This is a genomic window from Actinoplanes sp. NBRC 103695, from assembly GCF_030269485.1.
In the GTDB taxonomy this organism is placed as follows: Bacteria; Actinomycetota; Actinomycetes; order Mycobacteriales; family Micromonosporaceae; genus Actinoplanes.
The window spans coordinates 138,252-162,462 of sequence record NZ_BSTL01000019.1 but is presented as its reverse complement, the minus strand read 5'-3'; the positions used below and the strand labels follow the sequence as shown (position 1 = coordinate 162,462).

The following is a 24,211-nucleotide window of genomic DNA, read 5'->3' as shown; positions in this document are numbered from 1 at the left end:
TGCGCGTGTTGTTCACGGTCACGCCCTCCAGGGCGCCGGCTCGTCACCGGCCTGGTCTGAGCAGTTCAGCCGTGCCGAGGCCGCGGATCGACGCGTCCAGCACCTGTGCCGTGTGGGCCAGGGCGATCGTCCCGCCGCGCCGCCGGACGGCCGCCGCCACCTGCATCAGGCAGCCCGGGTTCGCGGTGACCAGCAGCTCGGCGCCGGTGGCGAGCACGTTCGCGGCCTTCCGGTCGCCCAGCTCGGCGGCCGGCACCGGGTTCAGCACGTTCCACACGCCGGCCGAGCCGCAGCAGATCTCCGGGTCGGCGATCTCGCGCAGCTCCAGGCCGGGGATGCCGCCGAGCAGGGCGCGGGGCTGTGCGCGTACGCCCTGGGCGTGCGCCAGGTGGCAGGCGTCGTGGTATGCCACGGTCATCGGCAGCGGATGCCGTTCCGCCACCGGGCCCAGCTCGGTCAGCAGCTCGGACAGGTCACGCACCTTGGCGGCGAACGCGGCGGCCCGCTCGGCGTAGGCCGGGTCGTCGGCCAGCAGGACGTCGTACTCCTTGAGCGACGACCCGCACCCGGCGGCGTTGACCACGAACCAGTCCATGCCGCTGTCGGAGAACGCGTCGATCAGCCGTCGCGCGAAGCCCCGCGCCTCGTCGCTCCGCCCGTTGTGCACGCTCAGCGCGCCGCAACAGCCCTGGCTCGGCGGCAGCACCACGTCGCAGCCCTCGGCGGCCAGGATCCGGACGGTCGCCGAGTTCACGTCGGGGAAGAATGCCCGTTGCACACAGCCGGTGAGCATCCCGACCACCGCCCGGCGGGGGCCGCGTGCCCGGACCCGCTCCGGTGGCCGGGGCACGCCGCGCAGCCGTGGCGCGAGTGAGTCGAGGGTGGCGAGCGTCGGCGCCAGCCGCTCCAGCAGCCCGGTCCGCGCGACCAGCCGCTGCAGCCCGATGGCCTGATAGGCCCGCAACGGCAGTCTCAAGAGCCTCAGGCGCTTCGGGTACGGGAACAACGCGAAGATCGCCTTCCGCAGCGCCCGCTCCTTCGCGCCGCGCGGGTGCAACCGCTCGACCTGAGCGCGGGTGTCCTCGATCAGCCGGTCGTACTTCACCCCCGACGGGCACGCGGTCACGCAGGACATGCAGCCCAGGCAGTTGTCGAAGTGCTGCACCATGCTCGGGCTCAGCGGCTCCCCGGTCAGACCCTGCGAGATCAGGTGGATCCGCCCGCGTGGCGAGTCCATCTCCTCGCCCCACAGCACGTAGGTCGGACAGGTCGGCAGGCAGAACCCGCAGTGCACGCAGTCCGAGACGAGTTCCCGCGACGGCGGATGGTCGTCGTCGAACGCCCTGACGGGCCCGAGCACGTCCTGTCCCGCGTGCGGATCGCTGCCATGGGTGGCGTCGATGTCGGTCATCAGATCCCTCCCACGAAACGTCCCGGCGCGAACCGGCCCTCCGGGTCGAACTGCTGCTTGACCCGGCGCATGAGCTCCAGTCCGCCGACCGGACCCCACATGTCCACCGCTGCCCGCACCTGCTCCGGCGCGGTCAGCACGACGGCGTGCCCGCCCGCGTGGGTGGCCGCCTCCCGCAGCCGCGCCACCGCCCGGGCAACGTGCTCCGCGCCGCTTTGCTCTGAGCACATATACGCATCGGCGGGGACGCCGGCGTAGAGGACGCCGGAGCCGGCGGAGCCGCGGACGGTCAGCGGGACCTCGGTGTCGCGGGCGGCGGCGAGCAGGTCGGGGACCTTCGACAGGGGAGCGGTCAGCTTGAGCCCGACGTCGCCGGGCTGCCACGGGTAGGCGCCCCACCAGGCGGGCGGCGGCCCCTCGGCGCCGTCGAGGATCTTGGCCAGGACGGCCGCGCGGTCGCGGACGCCGTCGGGGGTGCCCTCGATCAGGACGGCCACCTCCACGTCGCCGGCCGGCGGGGCGTTGACCTCGATCGCCGACGCCACCACCTGCGCGCCGAGCACCGCGGCCACGAGCCGCCCGGCCGCGGCCGGGGAAGGGGCGGCCGCGGTGACCGCTGCGGAGGCCGCCGGGAGCGGGTGCAGGCGGAACGCGCACTCGGTGATCAGGCCGAGCGTCCCGTACGAGCCGGTGAACAGCTTGCCCAGGTCGTACCCGGCGACGTTCTTGACGACCTTGCCACCGGACCGCGCGACCGTGCCGTCGGCGCGCACCACCTCGATGCCGATGAGCAGGTCGCGCGCGGTGCCGTAGAGGACGCGCCGGGGGCCGCTGACGTTCGTGGCGATCGTGCCGCCGACCGTGGCGCCGGGCGCCGGGGACTCGAGGGCGAGCTGCTGGCCGGGCAGGTCCAGGTCGTCCAGAAGGGTTCCGGCGCCGAGCACGGTGATGAGATCGCCGGCGGCGTGTTCGCGGACGCCGGCCAGCCGGTGCGTGTCGACGATCAGGTCCACCGTTCGCGGCGGCGTACCCCAATCGATCTTGGTGCCCGCGCCCCGCACCACCACCCGGAGCCCGCGCGCCTCCTTGAGCAGCGCGGACGCCTCGGCGGTCGACGCGGGAGCGGCGACCAGCCGGGCCGGGACGCCGCACACCGTGTCGTCGTCACCGGCGGGCCGGGTCAGGTCGTCGAGCGCGCCCATCAGAAGACCTCCGCGATGCCGGCTTCCTGGAGGGGATGCGCGCCCCTGTGCCGGCCGGGCACCTCGCCGCAGAGCCGCGGCGTCGGGAAGACCTTGCCGGGGTTGGCCAGCCCGGCCGGGTCGAACGCGCAGCGCACCAGCTGCATGGTGTCCAGGTCGTCGGCGCTGTACATCCGCGGCATGTACTTGGACTTGTCCATGCCGACGCCGTGCTCGCCGGTGATCGAGCCGCCGAACTCGATGCACAGGTCGATGATCGCGCCGGACACGTCCTCGGCGCGTTCGGCCTCGCCCTCCACGGCGTCGTCGAAGAGGACCAGCGGGTGCAGGTTGCCGTCGCCGGCGTGGAAGACGTTCGCCACCCGCACGCCCTTCTCCTCGGCGAGGGCGCCGATCCGGCGGAGCACCTCGGGCAGCGCGGTCCGCGGGATCACGCCGTCCTGCACGATGTAGTCGGGGCTGATCCGGCCCACCGCGGCGAACGCGGACTTGCGGCCCTTCCAGATCAGCGCCCGCTCGGTGTCGTCCGCGGCGATCCGGATCTCGTCGGCCTGGTTGGCCCGGCAGAGCGCGACGACCTGCTCGAACTGTGCCTCGACCTCGGCCGAGGGCCCGTCCAGCTCGACCACCAGCACGGCTCCGGCGCCCTCGGGATAGCCGCAGTGCACCGCCGCCTCGGCCGCCTCGATGGCGAGCGCGTCCATCATCTCGATCGCCGCGGGCACCACCCCGGCGGCGATGATCGCCGAGGTCGCGGCGCCGGCCTGGTCGGTGGAGGGAAAACCGGCGAGCAGGGTACGCACGGTCTCCGGCAGCCGCACCAGACGTACGGTCACTTCGGTGGCCAGGCCCAGCGTCCCCTCCGAGCCGACGAACGCGCCGAGCAGGTCGTACCCGGGGGCGTCGGGCGCGTCGCCGCCGAGCCGGACCAGGTCGCCGTCGGGGGTGACCACCTGCGCGCCGATCACGTGGTTGGTGGTGAAGCCGTACTTCAGGCAGTGCGCGCCGCCGGAGTTCTCCGCCACGTTGCCGCCGATCGAGCAGATCTGCTGGCTGGACGGGTCGGGCGCGTAGTAGTAGCCGTGCGGTCGGGCGGCCTTGCTGACGTCCAGGTTGATCACGCCGGGCTGGACCACGGCGCGTTCGTCGGCGGGCCGGACGGCCAGGATGTCGCGCATCTGGGAGGTCACCAGCAGCACCCCGTCGGCGTGCGGGAGGGCGCCGCCGGACAGGCCGGTCCCGGAGCCGCGGGCCACCCAGGGCACCTTCGCCTCCGCGCAGGCGCGGACCACGGCCGCGCACTCCTCGGCGGTGTGCGGCAGCACGACCAGGGCCGGGACGACCTTGTAGTGGGCCAGGCCGTCGCACTCGTAGGTCCGCAGCCGCTGCCGGTCGCTGATCACCCGGTCGCCGCCGAGGATCTCGTGCAACCGGCCGGCGAGTAGGTCGATCATGACGTCCTCCTCGGATCCAACCTATCCGTCACCGGACGACTACGGATACTTTTGTCTGAATCAGCAGAAGTTAGGTCGTAGGATCAACAACTTCTTTGTAAGGCAGTCTTTCTTTTCACTTTGGACCGGGATAGCGTCTCGCCAGGACGTAACACACTCGACACAGCCTGTTCTCAGGTCCACTTCGGACCCCTCTTGACGTGCACATCCGCGGCCGACGAGCCGCCATTGGAAGGTGGGCAAGAATGAGTGAGGCAATCCAGAAGGCGCCGGTCAGCCGGCGGAAGTTACTCGCCACCGCGGCCGGCGCCGCGGCAGCGCTCGGCGCGGCGGGGCTCCCGGTCCTGCAGACCGCCAAGCCGGCCATCGGCGAGGCGAAACTGCACGCCGAACCCCTGATCCCGGCGCAGAACCGGGGCATCATCCTGTACAGCGTGCGGGACCGGATCTCGGCCGCCCCCGACAGCACCGGCGTCCCGTACGGCTTCGAGCGCGTGCTCGCCCGCATCGCCGAGCTGGGATACAAGGAAGTCGAGTTCGCCGGGTACACGCAGAACACCGCGATCCTCGGCCGGCAGATCACCCCGGAGGAGATCCGGAAGATCCTGGACGACAACGGGCTGGTCGCCAACGGCACGCACACCACGATCAACGCGGCCACGTTCCAGCAGCAGATGGACATCGCCGAGACGCTCGGCATGAAGAACATCGGCACCGGCTCGGACCCGACCGGCAGCGCGTACCAGTCCGACTGGGACGCCGCCGCCGACCTCTGGAACACCCTCGGCGCCCAGGCCAGGGAGCGCGGGCTGCGGCTCTACACCCACAACCACGACGCCGCGTACGGGTTCCTGCTCGACGCCGGGCCGCTGGACGCGAACGGGCGCCCGACCCGCTCGTCCGGCATCCGCAAGCTCGAGTACTTCATGGCCAAGACCGACGCCAAGAACGTCTTCTTCGAGCTGGACATCTACTGGGCGTACGTCGCGCAGTACCGCTTCAAGACCTTCGTGAACTCGGCCGGCAAGACGCGCATCGACATCTTCGACCCGATCCTGACCGTGGCCAACCGCACCAAGCGGTTCCCGCTGTTCCACGCCAAGGACGGCGACCGGGACACCAGCCAGTCCGCCGGGTACGTGATGACGCCGCTCGGCGAGGGCGACATCAACTTCCAGCAGTTCTTCGAGACCATCGGCGAGCCCGAGTTCCACCACGCCAACTGGGAGATGGACACCGCCCCCGGCGGCACGGCCGAGCCGGGCCGGTCGCTCGCCTACGCCGACCTGAGCTACGACAACATGTCCGCCCTCACCGTCTACAAGCGCTGAGGCGGCCGGCATGCGTCGCTGGTTCCCCCTCTTCGCAGCGATCGTTGTCGCCCTGCCTCTCGCGGTCGCCACGCCGGCCTCCGCACACGACGAGTACCAGGTGCTCGTCTTCACCAAGACCGACGGCGTCCGCCGGGAGTCGATCGACAAGGGCGTCACCGCGATCCGCACGCTCGGCGCCGCCAACCACTTCAGCATCGACGTCACCCAGAACGGCACCGCGTTCACCGGCGACAACCTGGCCAACTACCGGGCCGTCGTCTTCCTGAACACCACCGGCGACGTGCTCACCGCACCGCAGGAGCAGGCGTTCCAGGACTACGTGACGGCCGGTGGCGGGTACGTCGGCGTGCATGCGGCCGCCGAGACCGAGCCGCAGTGGACGTTCTACCGCAACCTGGTCGGCACCGGCGTCTCCGGCGTCGCGTCCACCGGAACCGGAAACGTCGAGGTCGTGGACCGGGTGCACCCGGCCACCGAGCCGCTCGCCCGCCGGCTCTCCCTCACCGAGGAGTGGTACACCTACTCCACCAACGTGCGGGGCGCCTCCCACGTGCTGGCCACGGCGTTCAACAACCCCGTCTCCTGGTGCAAGGACTACCAGGGCGGGCGCTCGTTCTACACCGGCCTCGGGCACAGCTCCGGCTCGTACGCCGACGGGGCCTTCAGAAAGCACCTCCTGGGCGGCATCCAGTGGGCGGCGGGACAGGCCGCCGGCGACTGCGGCGCCACGGTGACCTCGAACTACGAGAAGGTCGTCCTCAACGACGAGCCGGGCGAGCCGATGACGCTCGCGGTGCTGCCCGACGGGCGGGTGCTGCACAACACCCGCAGCGGCCAGATCCGGCTCTACGACCCGGCGACCGCCGCCAGCCCGGTGATCACCACGGTCGAGGTCTACCAGCACGACGAGGACGGCCTCCAATCGGTCACGCTGGACCCGGACTTCGCGACCAACAAGTGGGTGTACCTCTACTACGCGCCACGGCTGAGCACCCCGGCCACGGACGCGCCCGCCACCAGCACCAACCCGGCGGCGTGGGACGTCTACAAGGGCTACAACCAGCTGTCCCGGGTGAAGTTCGCCGAGACCCCGACGCCGCACCTGGACATGTCCACCGAGCAGCGGATCCTGCAGGTGCCGACCGACCGGGGCATCTGCTGCCACGTGGCCGGCGAGGTCAAGTTCGACGGCAAGGGCCTTCTCTACCTGGTCACCGGCGACGACACCAACGCCGGCGGCTCGGACGGCTTCACGCCGATCAACGACGCGCCCACCCAGGGGCCCGGCTACGACGCCCAGCGCTCCGCCGGCAACACCAACGACCTGCGCGGCAAGCTGCTGCGGATCAAGGTCAAGCCGGACGGCACGTACAGCGTCCCGGCCGGGAACCTCTTCCCGGAGACGGCCGACACCGACGACAAGACCCGTCCGGAGATCTTCCTGATGGGCCTGCGCAACCCGTTCCGCTTCGACGTGGACTCGCGCGGCTGGGTGTACATCGGCGACTACTCGCCGGACTCGCAGACGCCGAGCCCCACCCGCGGGCCGGAGGGCACCGGGCGGTGGATCGCCACCAACAAGGCCGGCAACTACGGGTGGCCGTTCTGCGTCAGCCCGTCGCTGCCCTACTTCGACTACGACTTCACCACGCGTACGCCGGGAGCGGCCTTCAACTGCGCCGCGCCGCGGAACCTGTCGCCACGCAACACCGGCCGCCAGGTCCTGCCCCCGGTCCAGCAGGCCCAGTTCTGGTACACCTTCCAGGCGCGCACGACCTGTGCCGAGGCATACCTGAACACCCCGCCGGCCGCGTGCGACTTCAAGTGGCCGGTGGTCGGCACCGGCGGCGTCGGCCCGATGGGTGGCCCGGTCTACCACTACGACCCGGCTCTGGACTCGGACGTCAAGTTCCCGGAGTACTGGGACGACAGCGTGGTCTTCGGGGAGTTCAGCCGGGACAAGATCTTCATGATGCGTACGAACGGGTCCGGCGGCCTGACCGGGGTGGAACAGTTCCTGCCCGGCTTCGTCTTCGACAACCCGATGGACATGGAGTTCGGCCCGGACGGCAGCCTCTACGTGCTGGAGTACGGCGACGGCTTCTTCACCGCCAACCCGGACGCCGCGCTCTCGGTGATCCGCTATGTCAAGGGCACCCGGTCGCCGGTGGCGAAGCTGTCCGCCACCCCGGACAACGGCCGGGCGCCGCTGACCGTGCGGTTCTCCAGCGAGGGCTCGGCCGACCCGGACCCCGGCGAGGCGATCTCCTTCGCGTGGGACTTCCAGAGTGACGGCACCGTCGACTCGACCGCGGCGGACCCCTCCTTCACGTACACCGAGAACGGGGTTTTCAACGCCAAGCTGACGGTCACCGACTCCAGCGGCAAGACGGCCGTGCTCACCCACGTCATCACGGTCGGCAACACCAAACCGACGGTGACCGTCACGTCGCCGATCGACGGCAGCTTCTTCGAGTGGGGTGACACCGTGCCCTGGACGGTGGCGGTCAGCGACCCCGAGGACGGTCCGATCGACTGCTCCCGGGTGACCGTGTCCTTCGTGCTCGGCCATGACAGCCACGGCCACGGCATGAGCGACGCCACCGGATGCTCGGGTTCGTTCGTCTCACCTGCGGACGGGGCGGATCACGCCGGCGGCTACCTGTACGGGGCGATCAGCGCCACGTACACCGACCTGGGCGCCAACGGCCAGCCCGCGCTGACCGCGGTCGACCAGACGGTGCTGCAGACCCACCGGCAGCAGGCCGAGTTCGCCCGGATCAAGAACAACGTGACGGTCGCGAACACCGGTGACACCGGCGGCGGCCAGCACGTGAACGGGATCGACACCGGCGACTCGATCGCCTTCGACCCGATCAACCTGGACGGCGTCTCCTCGGTGGCGCTGCGGTACTCGGGCGGCTCGGCGGCCACCGCCGGACAGCCCCGGGCGACCGTGGAGCTCCGGCTCGACTCCGCCACCGGCCCGGTCGTGGGCACCGGCACGCTCCTCGCCACCAGCGGGGCGGCCGCTTTCACCGGTCTTTCAGTGCCCGTCTCCGCAGCCGGCAGCCATCCGCTCTATCTGGTTTTCCGGCCGGTAGCGGGTGGGCCGACCACGGGGTTGATCAACTTGAATTGGGTGGAATTCTCCTGATTCACCGGCTCCGGGCGTCCCGCGAAAGCTTTTGTCTGTCAGTGAAGAAGTTGGATCTACAAATGAAGAACTTTGTCGATCTCACTCCTTTCTTTTCGCGGGACGCCCGGCTAGCGTCCGATGTGTAACAAAGTCGACACAGTCAGTCCCCTTCGGATCCACCCCGGAAGGTATGCAGACATGGATGAACGAAAGCCCGGCTTCGGCCGCCGCAAACTGCTCGCCACCGCGGGCGCCGCGGCCGCCGCGCTCACCGCCGCCGGCCTCCCGGTGCTCGGCACCGGCCACGCCGCGCTCGGCGAAGGCAAGCTCCGGGCCGAGCCGCTGATCCCGCCGAACCGGCGCGGCATCATCCTCTACGGCGTCCGCGACCGGATCCAGGCCGCGCCCGACAACTCCGGAGTGCCGTACGGCTTCGAACGCGTCCTCGCGCACCTCGCCGAACAGGGATACCAGGAGGTCGAGTTCGCCGGGTACACCCAGCACACCTCGATCCTCGGACGGCAGATCACCCCCGCCGAGATCCGGAAGATCCTCGACGACAACGGGCTGGTCGCCAACGGTACCCACACCAACATCAGCCCCGGGTCGCTGGACGCCGAGATGGACATCGCGCAGACCCTCGGGATGGCGCACATCGGCACCGGCGGCGACCCGAGCGGCAGCGCCTACCAGGCCGACTGGGACCGCGCCGCGGCCGACTGGAACGCCATGGGCGCCCGGGCCAAGGCGCGCGGGCTCAAGCTCTACACCCACAACCACGACTCCGCGTACGACTTCCTGCTCGACGCCGGGCCCCTCGACGCGAACGGGCGCCCCACCCGCTCCACCGGCATCCGCCGCCTCGAGTACTTCCTGGCCAAGACCGACCCCGAGCTGGTCTACCTGCAGATGGACATCCTCTGGGCGTACCTGGCCCAGCACCGCTACCGCACGTACACCAACTCGGCCGGCAAGGTCCGCACCGACGTCTTCGACCCCATCCTCACCGTGGCCAACCGTCCCCGGCGCTACCCCCTCTTCCACGCCAAGGACGGCGACCACACCGCCAACGGCTACAACGAGGTGCCGCTCGGCGAGGGCGACATCAACTTCCAGCAGTTCTTCCAGACCATCGGGCTGCCGGACTACCACCACGCCAACTACGAGATGGACGACGCGCAACTCGGCGGATCCTCGGACCCCGGCAAGAGCCTGCGCACCGCCCAGCTGAGCTACGACAACATGTCGGCGCTCACCGTCTACACCAGATAGTCACCACCCCGGGGTCTCGGCGAACCCGGGCCCCGGGCCTGCCCCCCGGGAGGTCCGCTGATGCGTACCGGAATCTGGCTGATCGGCGCGCGCGGATCGGTGGCGGTCACCGCCACCGTCGGCGCCCTGGCCCTCAAAGCACGGCTGACCGACACGACCGGCTGCGTCACCGAGCTGCCCCAGCTCAACAGCCCCGCGCTGCCCGCCTGGGGCGACCTGGTGCTCGGCGGCCACGACATCGTCAGCACCCCGGTGGTGAAGAAGGCCGAGGCCCTCGCCGCCGCCGGGGTGCTGCCCGGCCGCCTCGTCGCGGCGCTCACCGACGAGCTCACCGCGCACGAGGAGAACGTGCGGCCCCTGCCCGCCGCCGACACCCAGGAACGCACCGCCCAGCTCATCGCGGCCGACATCCACGGCTTCCGCGCACGGCATTCCCTCGACGTCGTCGTGGTGATCAACGTGTCGACCACCGAGCCCATCTTCTCCGACCGGAAAGCCACCCTGGGATCGTTGCCCGGCAGCTCCCTGGCGGCCTACGCGGCGTTCTCCGCCGGCTGCCCGTTCATCGACTTCACACCGTCGACCGGTGCGCGGCTGCCGTTCCTCGACTCATATGCCCGCTCCCGCGGCGTCTGCTACGCCGGCAACGACGGCAAAACCGGCGAGACCCTGGTCAAGTCGGTGCTGGCACCCATGTTCGCCATGCGCCACCTGCGCGTCCGCAGCTGGTCCGGGCTCAACCTGCTCGGCGGCGGCGACGGCGCCAACCTCGCCGACCCCGCCGCCAACGCCGCCAAGGTCGCCAGCAAACAGCGGGTCCTCGGCGACGCCCTCGGCTACGAGCCCTCCGGCACCAGCCGGATCGACTACGTCGAAGAGATCGGCGACTTCAAAACCGCCTGGGACCTGGTCACCTTCCAAGGCTTCCTCGGCACCGGCATGCGGGTCGAATTCACCTGGCACGGCTGCGACTCGGCCCTGGCGGCCCCGCTCGTCCTCGACCTGGCCCGGCTGACCGCCGCCGCCCAGCGCTCCGGCCGCACCGGACCCCTGCCCGAACTCGGCTTCTTCTTCAAGGACCCGATCGGCGACGGGCCGTCGGCGCTCGCCGAGCAGTGGGCGCAACTCGCCGGGCTGGTCGCGTCGTTCGAGGACCCGGCATGAGGCTGCGCGATCTGATCTCCCTGGTCCGCGCCCCGGCCGCACTCTCCGTACCCGGGGACGTGGTGGCCGGGGCCGGAGCGGCCGGGTCACTGGGCGCTCCCGTCGCCGGGCTCGCCGGGGCATCGGTCTGCCTCTACTGGGCCGGGATGGCCGCCAACGACTGGGCCGACCGGGAACTCGACGCGCACGAGCGACCGGAACGGCCCATTCCGTCGGGGCGGATCTCGGCGCCCGCCGCACTCGGGATCGCCGCCGGGCTCACCGGGGCGGGCCTGGCGCTGGCCGGGGCCGCCGGAGGGCGCCGTGCACTGGCCGTGGCCGGGCCGCTCGCCGCAGCGGTCTGGCTGTACGACCTCAAGCTGAAGAACACGGCTGCCGGGCCCGCCGGGATGGCGCTGTGCCGCGGACTGGACGTGATGCTCGGGGCCAGCGGGTCCGAGCGGCCGGCGCGGGCGGTGCCGTCGGCGCTGGCTGTGGCGTTGCACACGTACACGGTGACAGCGTTGTCACGGCGGGAGGTTTCGGGGGCTGAGCCTCGGCTGGCCGCGGTCACTCTGGCTACTACGGCGGCGCTCAGTGGGGCGGTGGCCGTGACGGGCCGCCTGTGGACAACCACGGCGGCGCGCTCGCGGGACGGCGTAGATTCCGGCCCACCCAGTTCAGGGGTGGGGGAGGGGGCGGGCCGTCGATCAGCGCAACCCACCCTCCACCGAGGAGGGCGCAGCGGTTGGCGGTGGGCGGCGACAGCCGCGCTCGCCGCGGGCTACGCCGTGAAGTACGGGCGCGCCCAGGCCGCCGTCATCGGCGACCCGGCGGCCTCCCGGGTGCGCGCCGCGGTCGGGGCGGGCATCACGTCGCTGCCGTCGCTGCAGGGCGCGCTGGCCGCCCGCTCGGGTTCACCGCTGGCCGGCCTCGCGGTCGCCGCCGCGGCGCCACTGGCCGGGGCGCTCGCCCGGAAGGTCTCACCGACATGAGCCGGCGGATCGGACGGGGGTTCGCCGCGGGCGGGTCCTTCATCACGGGTGGGTCGAGCCTCGGCGGGTCGATCGGTGGCCGGGCGGCCCCGGGGAACATCCCATCCGGCATTCCGACCACGGACCGGGCGGATGCAGGCGGGTCCAGCGGATCGAGTGGATCGAGCGGGTCGGGTGCGGTCAACCCGAGCGGGCTGGGCGTGAGCGGGCCGGACGTGAGCGGGCCGGGCAAGGCACCGCCGAGCGCTGCTGCCACGCCGATCGCGGGCGCGCCGAGCGGATCAAGCGTGGGCGGATCAAGCGTGGGCGGGTCGAGCGCCAACGGGTCGAGCGCCGGCGGGCCGGGTGTGGCGTCGGCGATCGGGGGCGGGACGGCCGGTGGCTGGCCGACGACCGCCGAGCCCATCATGGGTGGCCCGATCGCCCGGACGTCGCCGCTGGGCGGGCCGGTCGTCGCCGGGCAGGGTGTGGAGAGGCTGCGGTTCGGCTACGGCACGAACGGCTTCGCCAATCATCGTCTGGACGAGGCGCTGGAGGTCATCGCCGCGCTCGGCTACGAGGGTGTGGCGCTGACGCTGGATCACGATCATGTCGATCCGTTCGCGCCGGATGCGGCCAGGCAGGTGGCCCGGGCCGCGGACAAGCTGCGGGATCTGGGCCTCGGCGTGGTCGTCGAGACGGGCGCGCGGTATCTGCTCGATCCCTGGCGCAAGCACGCGCCGACGCTGCTGCACGACGACCGGGCGAAGCGGCTCGAGTTCCTGCGCAGGGCCGCGGAGATCGGGGCGGATCTGGGCGCCGAGGCGGTGTCCTTCTGGGCGGGGGTGCGGCCGGACGAGGTCGATCCGGACACCGCCTGGAAACGGCTGGTCGACGGGGTCGGCGAGGTGTTGGGACACGCCACGGTCCCGCTGGGTTTCGAGCCGGAGCCGGGGATGCTCGTGCAGGACATCGCCGACTGGCGGCGGCTCCATCAGGAGCTCGGCGAGCCGGCCGGCCTGGGCATCACGCTCGACATCGGGCACTGCCGGTGTCTGGAGGATCTGCCGGTGCCGGAGTGTGTGGCCGCTGTCGCGGAGCATCTGGTGAACGTGCAGATCGACGACATGCGCCGCGGGGTGCACGAGCATCTGGAGTTCGGCGAGGGGGAGATCGACTTCCCGCCGGTGCTGCGGGCGTTGCGCACGGCGGGCTACGGCGGTCTGGTGGCGGTCGAGCTGCCCCGGCACTCGCACGCGGCCCCGGACGTGGCCCGGCGCTCGATCGAATTCCTGACGAACGCGGAAGGGGCGCAGGGTGAAGTTGGATGAGCTGCGGGCCGCGCTGGCCGGCCACGAGTGGCTGGCCGAGGCGGAGGTCCGTGTGAAGGCCGACCCGGCCGCGTTGCCGAGCCTCTTCGCCCGCGCCGACCGCAAGCTGGGGCGCGACGAAGTTGTGCCGGGCTGGACGGCGGGTCAGGCCGGCCGCGCGCTGCTTCTGAAGGACCAGGATCAAGAGCAGATCAGGCAGCTGTACGACCACGGCGACGCGGCCGAGAAGCTGGCCATCCTGAAAGCGCTCCCCCTGCTGGACACCGAACGGGAGGGCGCCGGTGTCCCGCTGCTGCTCGACGCGTTGCGCACCAACGACACCCGGCTGGTCGCGGCCGCCCTGGGCCCGTACGCGGAGCATCTGGACGCCGCCACCTGGCGGCAGGGTGTGATCAAGGTGGTCTTCATGGGTGTGCCGCTGGCCGCCGTGGCCGATCTGGACGAGCGCGCCGATGCCGAGCTGGCGACGATGCTGCGCTCGCTGGCCGACGAGCGTGCCGCCGCGGGGCGCGACATGTCCGCCGACGCAATCGCCCTGCTGAACAGATGGGAGGCGTAACCGTGCGCATCTTCGACCCGCACATCCACATGACCTCGCGCACCACGGACGACTACGCGGCGATGGCGGCGCACGGTGTGAAGGCCGTGGTCGAGCCGGCGTTCTGGCTGGGCCAGCCGCGGACGAACCCGGGTTCGTTCGCCGACTACTTCGACTCGCTGATCGGCTGGGAGCCGTTCCGGGCGGCGCAGTACGGCATCAAGCACCACGCCACCATCGCGTTGAACCCGAAGGAGGCGAACGACCCGCGCTGCCGCGGTGTGCTCGATCTGATGCCCCGCTACCTGGACAAGGACGGTGTGGTGGCGGTCGGCGAGATCGGGTACGACGCGATGACCCCGGTCGAGGACGAGGTGTTCGCCGCCCAGCTGGCGATGGCCGTCGAGTTCGAGCTCCCGGCGCTGGTGCACACCCCGCACCGGGACAAGGCGGCGGGTACGAAGCGGACGCTGGACGTGGTGAAGGAGTCCGGCATCGAGCCGGGGCATGTCCTGGTCGACCATCTGAACGAGGTCACCGTCGGCATCGTCAAGGACTCGGGCTGCTGGATGGGTTTCTCGATCTACCCGGACACGAAGATGTCCCCGCCGCGCATGGTGGACATCCTCAAGGAGCACGGCCTGGAGCGGATGCTGGTCAACTCGGCCGCCGACTGGGGCAAGTCGGATCCGTTGCTGACCGTGGCGACGGCCGAGGCGATGCTGGCGGCCGGCTTCACCACCGACGACGTGGACCTGGTGCTCTGGCAGAACCCGGTCGCCTTCTACGCCCAGTCCGGCAAGCTGGATCTGGCGGAGAGCGCGACGGAGGCGACCTTCGAGGGCAGCTCGATCCTGCGGGGCGGCAGCTGATGCGCTTCCACCACCGCGACGGGCAGACCATCCACCTGTCCTACTGCACCAACGTGCACGCCGCCGAGGACCTGGACGGCATCGTCGGGCAGCTGGACACCTACGCGCTGCCGATCCGGGAGAAGCTCGGGACGGCCGTGCTCGGCCTCGGGTTGTGGATCGCCGCGCCCGCCGCGTCCGAGCTGGTCGCCGACGGTGCCAAGATCAAGAGACTCAAGGACGAGCTGGGTACGCGGGGTCTCGAGGTGGTCACCCTCAACGGATTCCCGTACGCCGCGTTCCAGCAACCGGTCGTCAAGGGCGCCGTGTACGAGCCGGACTGGACCACGCCGGCCCGTCTCACGTACACCCTGAATCTGGCCCGGATCCTGGAACGGCTGATGCCGGACGACGCGGTGCGCGGTTCCGTCTCCACGTTGCCGCTCGCCTGGCGTACCCCCTGGGACCAGGAGCGGCAGGACGCCTGCCGGCGGTCGCTGGACGTGCTGGCCAGCGAGCTGGCCGGGCTGGACCGGACGGTCCGGGTGGCGTTCGAGCCGGAGCCGGGCTGCGTGGTGGAGAACACCTCGCAGGCCGCGGCGATGCTGCACGACACCGACCACTCGCGGCTCGGCGTCTGCCTCGACCTGGCCCACCTGGCCTGCGCCTGGGAGGACCCGTCGGCTGCGATCCAGCGGCTGCGCGCGGCCGGGGTGCCGATCGTGAAGGTGCAGGTGTCGGCGGCGCTGGCCAGCGACGACCCGGAGCGGGACGCCGAGGTGCTGGGCCGGTATGTGGAGCCGCGTTTCCTGCACCAGACCCGGGGCAGCCGGGGGCTCAGCACCGACGACCTGGACGACGCCCTGGCCGGCGACCGGAGCCAGCCGTGGCGGATCCACTACCACGTGCCGATCCACGCCCGGCCGGAGCCGCCGCTGAGGGCCACCACCGGTGTGCTGCGGGACGCGCTGCGGGTGCTGGTCGGCGGCCCGGAGGCGATCAGCGACCACCTGGACGTGGAGACGTACACCTGGAACGTCCTGCCGGAGGGTTCGCGGCCGCGCGGTCCCGCCGAGCTGGTGGCGGGCATCGCCGCCGAGCTGGACCATGCCCGCGGCCTGCTGGACGAGCTGGAGGTCAAGCCGTGAAACCGTTGCTGGTGCTGGATGTGGTCGGGCTGACCCCGCGTCTGCTGGAGCACATGCCGCGGCTGCGCGCGGTCGCCGAGCGGGGCTTCCAGGCGCCGTTGGGCACGGTGCTGCCGGCGGTGACCTGTTCCGCGCAGTCCACCTTCCTGACCGGGGAGCCGCCGAGCGGGCACGGCATCGTCGGCAACGGCTGGTACTTCCGGGAGCTGGGCGAGGTCTTCCTCTGGCGGCAGCACAACGGGCTGGTCGGCGGCGAGAAGCTGTGGGAGACCGCGCGCAAGGCGAAGCCCGGGCTGACCGTGGCCAACGTCTGCTGGTGGTACGCGATGGGCATGGACGTGGACTGGACGGTCACGCCTCGGCCGATCTACCACGCCGACGGCCGCAAGGACCCGGACTGCTACACGTACCCGCCGGAGCTGCACGACGACCTGACCTCGGCGCTGGGCACGTTCCCGCTGTTCAGCTACTGGGGCGCCGGCGCCGGCATCACGTCGTCGGCGTGGATCGTCAAGGCGGCCCAGCGGATCCTGGCGCGGCAGAAGCCCGACATCACCCTGGTCTACATCCCGCATCTGGACTACGACCTGCAGCGTTTCGGCCCGTCCGCCCCGCAGGCCGCGGCCGCCGCCCGGGAGCTGGACGAGGAGCTCGCTCCGTTGCTCGGCGCCGAGGCCACGGTGGTGGTGCTGTCCGAGTACGGCATCGTGGACGTCTCCCGCCCGGTGGACATCAACCGGATGCTGCGCTCGGAGGGCCTGCTGGAGGTCTACACGCAGGCCGGCATGGAGTACCTGGACCCGTGGACGAGCCGCGCCTTCGCGGTGGCCGACCACCAGATCGCGCACGTCTACGTGAAGGATCCGGCGGACGTCGCGGCGGTCGCCAAGCGTTGTGCCGAGCTGCCCGGCGTGGCCCAGGTGCTGGACGCGGCCGGGAAGGCGGCGCACGGACTGGACCACGAGCGCTCCGGCGAGCTGGTGCTGGTGGCCGAGCCGGACGCCTGGTTCACCTACTACTACTGGCTGGACGACGCCCGCGCGCCGGACTTCGCCAAGCTGGTGGAGATCCATCGCAAGCCCGGCTACGACCCGGCGGAGCTGTTCTTCGACCCGGCGAACCCGGGCGCGGCCAAGGGGCGTGCCGGTCTCGCGCTGCTGCGGAAGAAGCTCGGCATGCGTTACCTGATGAGTGTGGTCGGGCTGGACGCCGGCGCCCGCGCGGTGCGCGGTTCGCACGGCAGGCTCCCCGACGATCCGCGAGACGCACCGGTCCTGATCTGCTCAGATCCGGAGTACGCCCGGGACGAGATCGCCGCGACCGAGGTGAAGGACCTCCTGCTCAAGCTCGCGGGAGTGGACTCGTGACCATCGGGTCGGCGGTCGGAGTGACCGCGGAGGACCTCGCCAGGCGCTGTGACCAGGCCCTTTCGGCGTTCCTGGAGGCGCAGGGTCCACAGTGGCCCGACGGCGCGCCGCACGGGGTGCTCGACGCCTGCCGCCGGTTCGTGCTGGCCGGCGGCAAGCGGCTGCGCCCGATGTTCAGCTACTGGGGCTGGCGCGGGGCGGGCGGCCCCGACGGCCCGGAGATCATCACCGCGTCGGCCGCGCTGGAGCTGTTCCACGCGTTCGCGCTGATCCACGACGACATCATGGACGGCAGCGAGCAGCGCCGCGGCCGCCCGTCCATGCACCGGCACTTCACCGACCTGCACACCAGGCACCGCTGGCGCGGCGACGCCGCCCGGTACGGCCACAGCGCCGCCCTGCTCGGCGGCGACCTCTGCGCCGCCTGGGCCGACCAGATGTTCACCGGGTCGGGGCTGCCGCCGGAGTGGATCCAGCGCGGTCACCGTCTGTTCACGCTCATGCGCACAGAGGTCATCGCGGGCCAGTATCTGGACCTGGTGTCCAGTGTCGGCGACGGCTCGGTCGCCGGCGCGCTGACCGTGATCCGGATGAAGGCCGCCCGCTACACCGTGACCAGGCCGTTGCAGATCGGCGCGGCGCTGGCCGGCGCCGAGCCGGAGACCCTGGCCGCGCTGCTGCGGTTCGGCGACCCGCTCGGCGACGCATTTCAATTGCGTGACGATGTGCTGGGGGTCTTCGGCGACCCCTCGGTGACCGGCAAACCGGTCCTTGATGATCTTAGAGAGGGCAAACCGACCGTCCTCATTGCACTGGCGCGTCAACACGCCGACGCAGGTCAGAGCGATAAATTTAAAAATTTGTTCGGACGGATGGATCTGGACCCCGCAGGTGCAGAAGAACTGCGTACCATCATCGCCGCCACCGGTGCGCTCGACCGCGTGGAAGACATGATCACGGTGCGGGCCGAGTCGGCGGTCGCGGCACTGACCGACGCTCCCATCACCGACGAGGCCCGTGCCGCTCTGGCCACCCTTGCCGGCAGCGTCGTGGACCGGACCCGATAAGGCCCTCCAGCACCCCAGGGGACCGCGTGACGCTGAACGAACTCGACGCCGAGGACACCGACACCCGGATGCGTGCGCCGGCCATCATCCGGCCGCGCCGGTCGGTGGAGAACGCCGACCGCCCGACCGGCTGGCGCCCGCTGCGCATCGCCATGGTCGGGCAGAAGGGCATGCCCGCCACCTACGGCGGCATCGAGCGGCACGTCGAGGAGCTGAGTGCCCGCCTGGTCGCGCTGGGCCACGAGGTCACCGTCTACTGCCGCGACAGCTACGACGCGATGCCGATGGACCAGTACCTCGGCGTCCGGCTGAAGCGGACGCCGACGCTGCCCACCAAGCACTTCGACGCGATCGCGCACGCGGCCACGGCCACCCTGGCGGCCCTCAAGGACAAGCCCGACGTGCTGCACTACCACGGCATCGGGCCGGGGCTGGTCGCGCCGCTGCCACGCTACCTGTCCCGTGTGCGGGTGGTGCAGACCATCCACGGGCTGGACAACCAGCGGGCCAAGTGGGGCCGGCTGGCCAAGGCGGTGCTCGGCGCCGCCCACTGGTGCAGCGGCCGGGTGCCGGACGTCCGGATCGCCGTCTCCCGCACACTGGCCGGCCACTACCGGGACCGCTTCGGCACCGACACGCGCTACGTGCCCAACGGGGTGGGCGCCCAGCGCAGCGTGCCCGCCCAGCAGATCACCACCCGGTTCGGCCTGACCGAGGGCGGCTACCTGCTGCTGGTCGGCCGGCTCGTCCCGGAGAAGGCCGCCGATCTGCTGATCCGCGCCTTCCGCAGACTGCCGAGCCGGCCCGGTGAGGCGAGTCTGAAGCTCGCCATCGTCGGCGGCTCGTCGTTCAGCGACGAGTACGTGAAGGTGCTGCGCGCGGCGGCCGGCGACGACCCGCGGATCGTGTTCACCGGCTTCGCGTACGGCGACCTGCTGGCCGAGCTCTACACGAACGCGGCCGGGTTCGTGCAGCCGTCGCGGCTGGAGGGGCTGCCGCTGACCCTGCTCGAGGCGTGCGCGTACGGTCTCCCGGTGGTCGCGAGCGACATCCCCCCGCACGTCGAGCTTCTCGGCGCCGACGCCGCCGGGCACCGGATCTTCCGTGACGGCGACGAGGACGACCTGGTCGCGGCGCTGAGCCGGATGCTGGCCGAGCCGCGGGCCGAGCGGCTGGGCGCCCATCTGCACGGCGGCCGGCTGCGCGCGGAGTACAGCTGGGACACCGCCGCCCGCGAGATCGAGCGGGTCTACCTCTCCCTGGTGACCAGGTCGTGAGGGTTGCGGTGACCAGATCGCGAGGGGTGATCAGGCTGTGAGGAGCCGCCTGCTGACCGGCGGCGTGGCGCTCGTCTCCGCCGCGGCCGCCGGGTTCACCGCGTGGGCGCTGGGCGAGGGCTCGCTCGGCCTGGCGGCGCTGCCGGTCGCGGCCGTGCTGGGCCTGGTGGTGGCCGCGCTGGCGCTCACCCGCTTCGGCGTGTACGTGCTGCTGATGCTCGCGATCCGGCCGATGGTCGACCTGTTCAAGCTGAGCGGGCCGACCGCGGGCAAGGCCGGGGTCGACGCCGAGGGCGTCAGCCGCACCCTGGACCCGTCCACCATCCTGGCCGTGCTCTTCCTGATCGCCGCCGGGCTGTGGCTGGCCGCCCGGGCCCACCGGGACGGCCGGTTGCGCACCTCGCCGCTGGGCGCGGCGCTGCTGATGGTCGGCGCGACCGGGCTGGTCAGCGCGCTCGGCGCCGACCGGCCGGAGAACAGCTTCCTCGAGGCGTTGCGGATCCTCACCGTGGTCGTCATGTTCGTGGTGCTCGAGCAGCTGGTGCCCGATCAGCGGTACGCGCGGCGGGTGCTGCTCGCCGTGTACGCGTCACTGGCCGTCGTCATCGCGTACACGGTGATCCTGTCCTTGACCGGCAACCCACCCGCCGAGGTGAAGGGCACCTTCGTCCGCATCAGCGGACCCTTCGCGCAGTCCACCACCTTCGGCCGGTACCTGATGTTCCTGTTGATCTTCGGGTTCGGGATCTTCCGGTACGTGCACGGCCGGCTGCGCGTGTCGCTGGGTGTGCTGCTCGGCCTCTCGTTCGTCTGCCTGATGCTGACCAACACCCGCAGCGCGATCCTGGGCCTGGCGATCGGCCTGATCGTGGTCGCGCTGGTGCAGCGCAGCGCCGGGATGCTGCTGGCGCTCGGCCTGGCCGCCGTCCTCGGTGTGGCGCTGCTGCCCGCGGTGGGGGACCGGTTCGCCCAGCTGGCCGACGCGCGGCAGGTGGGCGGGGCACCGACCGGGAACACGCTGGCCTGGCGGCTGGACTACTGGTCGGAGATCGTGCCGCTGGCCGACCGCAACCCGGTCACCGGGATCGGGCCGAACATGACCCAGTTCCAGACCGACGAGGCGAAGAAGCCGCACAACGACTTCCTCCGCGCGTACGTGGAGACCGGCGCGGTCGGGCTGCTCGCGTACCTGGCGATGATCACGCTGCTGCTCCTGGCCGGGTTGCGGGCGCTGCGCCGGGCGCCACCCGGTACGCTCGCGCGCGGCATCGCGGCGGGATATCTCGGTTGCGCGGTCGCGTTCCTGGCGATCAGCGCCGTGTCCAACGTGCTGTCCAGTGTGGCGACGCTGTGGTACCTGGTGGCATTCGCAGCGGTGGCCGGTGCGATCAAAGCGCAGAGCGGCGCCTCCGTGGCGCCGACGGTTCGGCTCGAGCAGGTCGAGGAGCATGGAGACAGTGGACTATCTCGGCACGGCGCGTAAGCGGCTGCCCATCCTGGTCGGCATCCCGGTGCTGGCCGCCCTGGTCGCGACGCTGGTGGTGCTGCTGACCCCGGCGAAGTTCGCGGTGACGACCTACGTCGCCGCGCCCGCGCTGATCGGTGGCGTGGCGGCGCAGCAGTTCGCGGGGCAGCAGGCGGCCAACCAGTTCGTGGCGGCCTTCGCGGCCGCGGCCACCTCGCCCAAGGTGATCGACCAGGTGTCCGCGGACACCGGCGTGGCCAAGGACGAGCTGCGGGACGGCGTGGTGGTCAAGCAGGTCGGCGCCAGCAGCCAGCTCACCCTGACCTTCACCGGCTCGGCGAAGGACAAGGTGGCGCCGGTGGCGGTGGCGATGACCGCCCGGGCGCTGACCTTCCTCTTCGCGTCCCAGGTGGACGTGGCCACCCAGCAGGTGGCGGCGGCCGAGGCGGACGTGAACGCGGCGACCAAGAAGATCACCGACTGGGAGGCCGCCAACAAGGTCACCCAGCCGGACAAGCTCTGGCAGGCCACCCTCACCGAACAGGGCAGCCTGCGGCAGGAGGAGCTGCGGCAGTCCGCGGTGGGCAACACCCGCGGCGCCGACGCGGCAAAGGACGCCATCGAGGACAACCAGAAGCGGCTCAACGACATCGGCCCGAAGCTGCCCGGCTACCAGGCGCTGATCGCCCAGCGGGACGCGTCCAGCAACGCGCTGGCCGAGGCGCAGCAGGGCCTGCAGGCGGCACGGGCGCAGGTGGGCGCGGCCGACCCGAAGTCGGTGTCCAGCACCAGCGACGTCGTCTCGGAGTCCAAGCTGGCCGCGCTGGCCAAGACGGTCCCGCCGGTGGCCGGCGCGGGCCTGCTGATCGCGGTGCTCGTCGTGGTGCTGCTGGAGATCGTGCGGCGGCCCCAGGACCCTTTCGACGGGAAGATCCCGGCGCAGCGCCGTGAGAAGGAGCCGGCCGGCCTATGACGGTCGGCGCGGACCGGCAGATCCGGGGGATCGCCCGCGGCGGGGTGCTCAACCTGGCCGGGGCGATCCTCGGCCAGGCGGCGGTCTTCGGCGTCCTGCTGCTGCTCGCGCGCGTCCTCGGCGAGGACGAGGTGGGGCGCTACGCACAGGGGTACGCGGTCCTGACGCTGCTCGGCCTCCTCGCCCTGTCCGGATTCCGGGCGGGCGTGACCCGGTTCGTGGCCGTGCACCTGGCCGACGACGACCCGTCCGCGGTCCGCGGCACCGTCCGGCTCGCCCTGCTCGTCTCCGCCTGCTCGGCCGCCCTGCTCGGCGTGGTCCTGACGCTCGCGGCGCCGTGGCTGGCCGAGCGCCTGCACGACCCGGCCCTCGCCGGCGGCCTGCGGCTGATGGCGCTCACCCTGCCCGCCTCCACGGTCATGGAGGCCGCGCTGGCCGCCACCCGCGGCTGGCGCAGTCAGCGGGCGTTCACGCTGATCGGGCAGATCTACGAGCCCGCCTCGCGGCTCGTCGTCACCGCCGTGCTGCTGCTGGCCGGGTTCGGGGTGGGCGGGGCGTTCACCGCCCTCGTGGTGTCCACCTGGTCGGCCGCGGTGCTCGCGCTGTTCGCGGTGCGCAAGAGGCTGGCCGCGCTGGAGGGCGCCGGGCACACGTACGCCCCGCGTCAGCTCTTCTCGTTCTCCACGGTCAGCTGGGTGTCCTCGCTGGCCTCGACCGGCCTGATCTGGCTGGACACGCTGCTGCTCGGCTTCTTCGCCAGCCCGGACATCGGCGTCTACAGCGTGTCCACCCGGCTGGTCACCGTGGCCGTGTTCGTGCTCGCGCCACTCAACGCGGCGTTCGCGCCCTACCTGGCGGACCTCTACCATCGCGGCGAGATGGACCAGGTGCGGGCCAGCTACCGCGCGGTGACCGGGTGGGTGGTGCGGCTGTCGCTGCCCGCCTTCGCGGTGCTGCTGGCCTTCCCGGACAGGCTGCTCACGCTCTTCGGGGACGCGTACACGGCCGGCGCCGCGGTCACCGTGATCCTGGCGGCCGGGCAGCTGGTCAACGCCGCCACGGGACCGTGCGGGACGGTGCTGAACATGTCCGGCCGGGTCGCGCTGAACATGGCCGACAACGTGGCCGCCCTGATTCTGAACGTGCTGCTCAACCTGATCCTGATCCCGGAGTACGGCATCGTCGGCGCCGCGGTGGCCTGGGCCGCCTCGCTGACCGTGGTCAACCTGGCCCGGGTGGTGCAGGTGCGGCGGCTGATCGGGACGCTGCCCGCCTCGCGGGGCATGGCGAAGGGGCTGCTCGCCGGCGCGGCCGCGCTCGTGGCGGGACTCGCGCTGGCGGCGGTGCTGCCGGGCGGGCCGGTCGCGCTGGTCGTGGGGCTGGTGGTGGTCGCCGGGGTGTACGCCGGGACGGTGCTGGCGCTGGGGCTGGGCCGGGAGGACCGGATGGTGCTGCGGGGGTTGCGGAGGGGTGCACGTGCGAGTTGACGGGCTTCGACGCGCGGTGCGTTCCTCGCGGGCGTACAGCAGAGCGGTCCTGCCCCTGCCTTTGGGCCGGCTGCCGGAGTTCCTGGTGATCGGCGGGCAGCGGTGCGGCACGACGTCGCTCTACCGCTACCTGGCGGCGCATCCGTCGGTGCGGCCGGCGACCGGCAAGGAGCTGCAGTTCTTCAGCCTGCACCACGCGCGGGGCGAGCGCTGGTACCGCGCGCACTTCCCGGTCCGGCCCCCGGAGGCGCGCAGTTTCGAGGCCTCGCCCTACTACCTGTTCGACCCGGCGGTGCCCGCGCGAGCAGCCGCGATGCTGCCCGGGGCCCGGTTCGTGGCCCTGATCCGTGACCCGGCGGAACGCGCGTATTCGCACTACCTGCACTCCGTGGCGTACGGGGCGGAGAAGCTCCCGTTCGCCGAGGCGCTGGACGCGGAACCGGCCCGCCTCGCCTCCGGTGATCACGCGGCGCGACGCCAGTTCAGCTACGTGGCCCGCGGCCGCTACGCCGAGCAGCTCACCCGGTGGTTCGACGCGGCCGGCCGGGATCGCGTGCTGGTCGTCCGTACCGAAGATCTGACCTCGCGATACGCCGACATCCTGGCCTTTCTCGGACTGGAACCGCAGGCGGCGCCGGCCGGGATCCACACGCGCCGCGCGGCCGGGGCGCCGCCTCTCGGTGACGCTCTGCGTGAACGTCTTGACGCGGAGTTCGCGGCCGACCGGAAGTCACTCCAGGAGCTGCTGCCCGACCTCCGGCCGTTCGACTAGCCGAAC

General features: G+C 71.7%; 19 protein-coding genes. 16 read left to right on the top strand and 3 right to left on the bottom strand.

What is annotated here, in order from left to right; translation table 11 throughout:
* Positions 1-43 precede the first annotated feature (43 nt).
* Genes QSK31_RS31690 through QSK31_RS31680 form a run of 3 tightly spaced genes read right to left on the bottom strand, consistent with a single transcriptional unit; the run spans position 44 to position 4,067 of the window.
* Complete coding sequence (locus tag QSK31_RS31690; RefSeq protein WP_285688237.1) at positions 44-1,411, bottom strand: (Fe-S)-binding protein; 1,368 nt, start codon at positions 1,409-1,411, stop codon at positions 44-46.
* Positions 1,411-2,613 (bottom strand): FAD-binding oxidoreductase, encoded by a 1,203-nt coding sequence (locus QSK31_RS31685; protein WP_285688236.1) that lies wholly within the window; start codon positions 2,611-2,613, stop codon positions 1,411-1,413. Before QSK31_RS31685 ends, QSK31_RS31690 begins: the two co-directional genes overlap by 1 nt.
* Entirely contained in the window at positions 2,613-4,067 is a 1,455-nt protein-coding gene (locus QSK31_RS31680; protein ID WP_285688235.1) for an FAD-linked oxidase C-terminal domain-containing protein, read from the bottom strand. The genes QSK31_RS31685 and QSK31_RS31680 overlap by 1 nt, the downstream gene beginning before the upstream one ends.
* Positions 4,068-4,312: 245 nt before the next feature.
* On the opposite strand from QSK31_RS31680, the gene QSK31_RS31675 reads away from it, so the two are divergent.
* From QSK31_RS31675 to QSK31_RS31600, 16 genes are all read left to right on the top strand, one after another.
* Positions 4,313-5,398 carry a sugar phosphate isomerase/epimerase family protein gene (locus tag QSK31_RS31675; protein WP_285688234.1) on the top strand — a complete coding sequence of 362 codons (1,086 nt, stop codon included), beginning with the start codon at positions 4,313-4,315 and terminating at the stop codon, positions 5,396-5,398.
* A 10-nt stretch (positions 5,399-5,408) separates the two neighbouring features.
* A complete protein-coding gene (locus QSK31_RS31670) occupies positions 5,409-8,558 on the top strand; it encodes a ThuA domain-containing protein (protein WP_285688233.1) in 3,150 nt (1,049 codons plus the stop codon).
* A gap of 180 nt (positions 8,559-8,738) precedes the next feature.
* Positions 8,739-9,812 (top strand): sugar phosphate isomerase/epimerase family protein, encoded by a 1,074-nt coding sequence (locus tag QSK31_RS31665; protein ID WP_285688231.1) that lies wholly within the window; start codon positions 8,739-8,741, stop codon positions 9,810-9,812.
* A 60-nt stretch (positions 9,813-9,872) separates the two neighbouring features.
* The gene (locus tag QSK31_RS31660) at positions 9,873-10,976 is read left to right on the top strand and encodes an inositol-3-phosphate synthase (protein WP_285688230.1); all 1,104 of its coding nucleotides are present in this window, start codon (positions 9,873-9,875) and stop codon (positions 10,974-10,976) included.
* Positions 10,973-11,950, top strand: coding sequence for an SCO3242 family prenyltransferase (locus QSK31_RS31655; protein WP_285688229.1), 978 nt, complete (start codon positions 10,973-10,975; stop codon positions 11,948-11,950). Before QSK31_RS31660 ends, QSK31_RS31655 begins: the two co-directional genes overlap by 4 nt.
* 407 nt (positions 11,951-12,357) lie before the next feature.
* Positions 12,358-13,260 carry a sugar phosphate isomerase/epimerase family protein gene (locus QSK31_RS31650; RefSeq protein ID WP_285688274.1) on the top strand — a complete coding sequence of 301 codons (903 nt, stop codon included), beginning with the start codon at positions 12,358-12,360 and terminating at the stop codon, positions 13,258-13,260.
* Entirely contained in the window at positions 13,247-13,819 is a 573-nt protein-coding gene (locus QSK31_RS31645; protein WP_285688228.1) for an EboA domain-containing protein, read from the top strand. Before QSK31_RS31650 ends, QSK31_RS31645 begins: the two co-directional genes overlap by 14 nt.
* Before the next feature lie 2 nt (positions 13,820-13,821).
* The gene (locus tag QSK31_RS31640) at positions 13,822-14,670 is read left to right on the top strand and encodes a TatD family hydrolase (RefSeq protein ID WP_285688227.1); all 849 of its coding nucleotides are present in this window, start codon (positions 13,822-13,824) and stop codon (positions 14,668-14,670) included.
* Positions 14,670-15,797: a metabolite traffic protein EboE gene (gene eboE, locus QSK31_RS31635; protein ID WP_285688226.1), complete on the top strand. Its 1,128-nt coding sequence runs from the start codon at positions 14,670-14,672 to the stop codon at positions 15,795-15,797. The genes QSK31_RS31640 and eboE overlap by 1 nt, the downstream gene beginning before the upstream one ends.
* Entirely contained in the window at positions 15,794-17,164 is a 1,371-nt protein-coding gene (locus tag QSK31_RS31630; protein ID WP_285688225.1) for an alkaline phosphatase family protein, read from the top strand. Before eboE ends, QSK31_RS31630 begins: the two co-directional genes overlap by 4 nt.
* Positions 17,161-18,231, top strand: a complete 1,071-nt coding sequence (locus QSK31_RS31625; RefSeq protein WP_285688224.1) for a polyprenyl synthetase family protein — start codon at positions 17,161-17,163, stop codon at positions 18,229-18,231. The genes QSK31_RS31630 and QSK31_RS31625 overlap by 4 nt, the downstream gene beginning before the upstream one ends.
* A 26-nt stretch (positions 18,232-18,257) precedes the next feature.
* A complete protein-coding gene (locus tag QSK31_RS31620; RefSeq protein WP_285688223.1) occupies positions 18,258-19,508 on the top strand; it encodes a glycosyltransferase family 4 protein in 1,251 nt (416 codons plus the stop codon).
* Positions 19,509-19,545: 37 nt separating this feature from the next.
* Positions 19,546-20,991, top strand: coding sequence for an O-antigen ligase family protein (locus tag QSK31_RS31615; protein WP_285688222.1), 1,446 nt, complete (start codon positions 19,546-19,548; stop codon positions 20,989-20,991).
* Positions 20,957-21,946, top strand: a complete 990-nt coding sequence (locus tag QSK31_RS31610; protein ID WP_285688221.1) for a GumC domain-containing protein — start codon at positions 20,957-20,959, stop codon at positions 21,944-21,946. The genes QSK31_RS31615 and QSK31_RS31610 overlap by 35 nt, the downstream gene beginning before the upstream one ends.
* Positions 21,943-23,433, top strand: coding sequence for a flippase (locus QSK31_RS31605; RefSeq protein WP_285688220.1), 1,491 nt, complete (start codon positions 21,943-21,945; stop codon positions 23,431-23,433). The genes QSK31_RS31610 and QSK31_RS31605 overlap by 4 nt, the downstream gene beginning before the upstream one ends.
* On the top strand, positions 23,423-24,205 hold the full coding sequence (locus QSK31_RS31600) for a sulfotransferase family protein (protein ID WP_285688219.1): 783 nt from the start codon (positions 23,423-23,425) through the stop codon (positions 24,203-24,205). Before QSK31_RS31605 ends, QSK31_RS31600 begins: the two co-directional genes overlap by 11 nt.
* Positions 24,206-24,211 lie beyond the last annotated feature (6 nt).

What these genes read in the sequence shown, in the direction of transcription:
- QSK31_RS31675 (WP_285688234.1), top strand. Translation starts at nt 4,313, where the DNA reads ATGAGTGAGGCAATCCAGAAGGCGCCGGTCAGCCGGCGGAAGTTACTC.
- QSK31_RS31680 (WP_285688235.1), bottom strand. Translation starts at nt 4,067, where the DNA reads ATGATCGACCTACTCGCCGGCCGGTTGCACGAGATCCTCGGCGGCGAC.
- QSK31_RS31610 (WP_285688221.1), top strand. Translation starts at nt 20,957, where the DNA reads ATGGAGACAGTGGACTATCTCGGCACGGCGCGTAAGCGGCTGCCCATC.
- QSK31_RS31670 (WP_285688233.1), top strand. Translation starts at nt 5,409, where the DNA reads ATGCGTCGCTGGTTCCCCCTCTTCGCAGCGATCGTTGTCGCCCTGCCT.
- QSK31_RS31665 (WP_285688231.1), top strand. Translation starts at nt 8,739, where the DNA reads ATGGATGAACGAAAGCCCGGCTTCGGCCGCCGCAAACTGCTCGCCACC.
- QSK31_RS31605 (WP_285688220.1), top strand. Translation starts at nt 21,943, where the DNA reads ATGACGGTCGGCGCGGACCGGCAGATCCGGGGGATCGCCCGCGGCGGG.
- QSK31_RS31660 (WP_285688230.1), top strand. Translation starts at nt 9,873, where the DNA reads ATGCGTACCGGAATCTGGCTGATCGGCGCGCGCGGATCGGTGGCGGTC.
- QSK31_RS31650 (WP_285688274.1), top strand. Translation starts at nt 12,358, where the DNA reads ATGGGTGGCCCGATCGCCCGGACGTCGCCGCTGGGCGGGCCGGTCGTC.
- QSK31_RS31685 (WP_285688236.1), bottom strand. Translation starts at nt 2,613, where the DNA reads ATGGGCGCGCTCGACGACCTGACCCGGCCCGCCGGTGACGACGACACG.
- eboE (WP_285688226.1), top strand. Translation starts at nt 14,670, where the DNA reads ATGCGCTTCCACCACCGCGACGGGCAGACCATCCACCTGTCCTACTGC.
- QSK31_RS31655 (WP_285688229.1), top strand. Translation starts at nt 10,973, where the DNA reads ATGAGGCTGCGCGATCTGATCTCCCTGGTCCGCGCCCCGGCCGCACTC.
- QSK31_RS31690 (WP_285688237.1), bottom strand. Translation starts at nt 1,411, where the DNA reads ATGACCGACATCGACGCCACCCATGGCAGCGATCCGCACGCGGGACAG.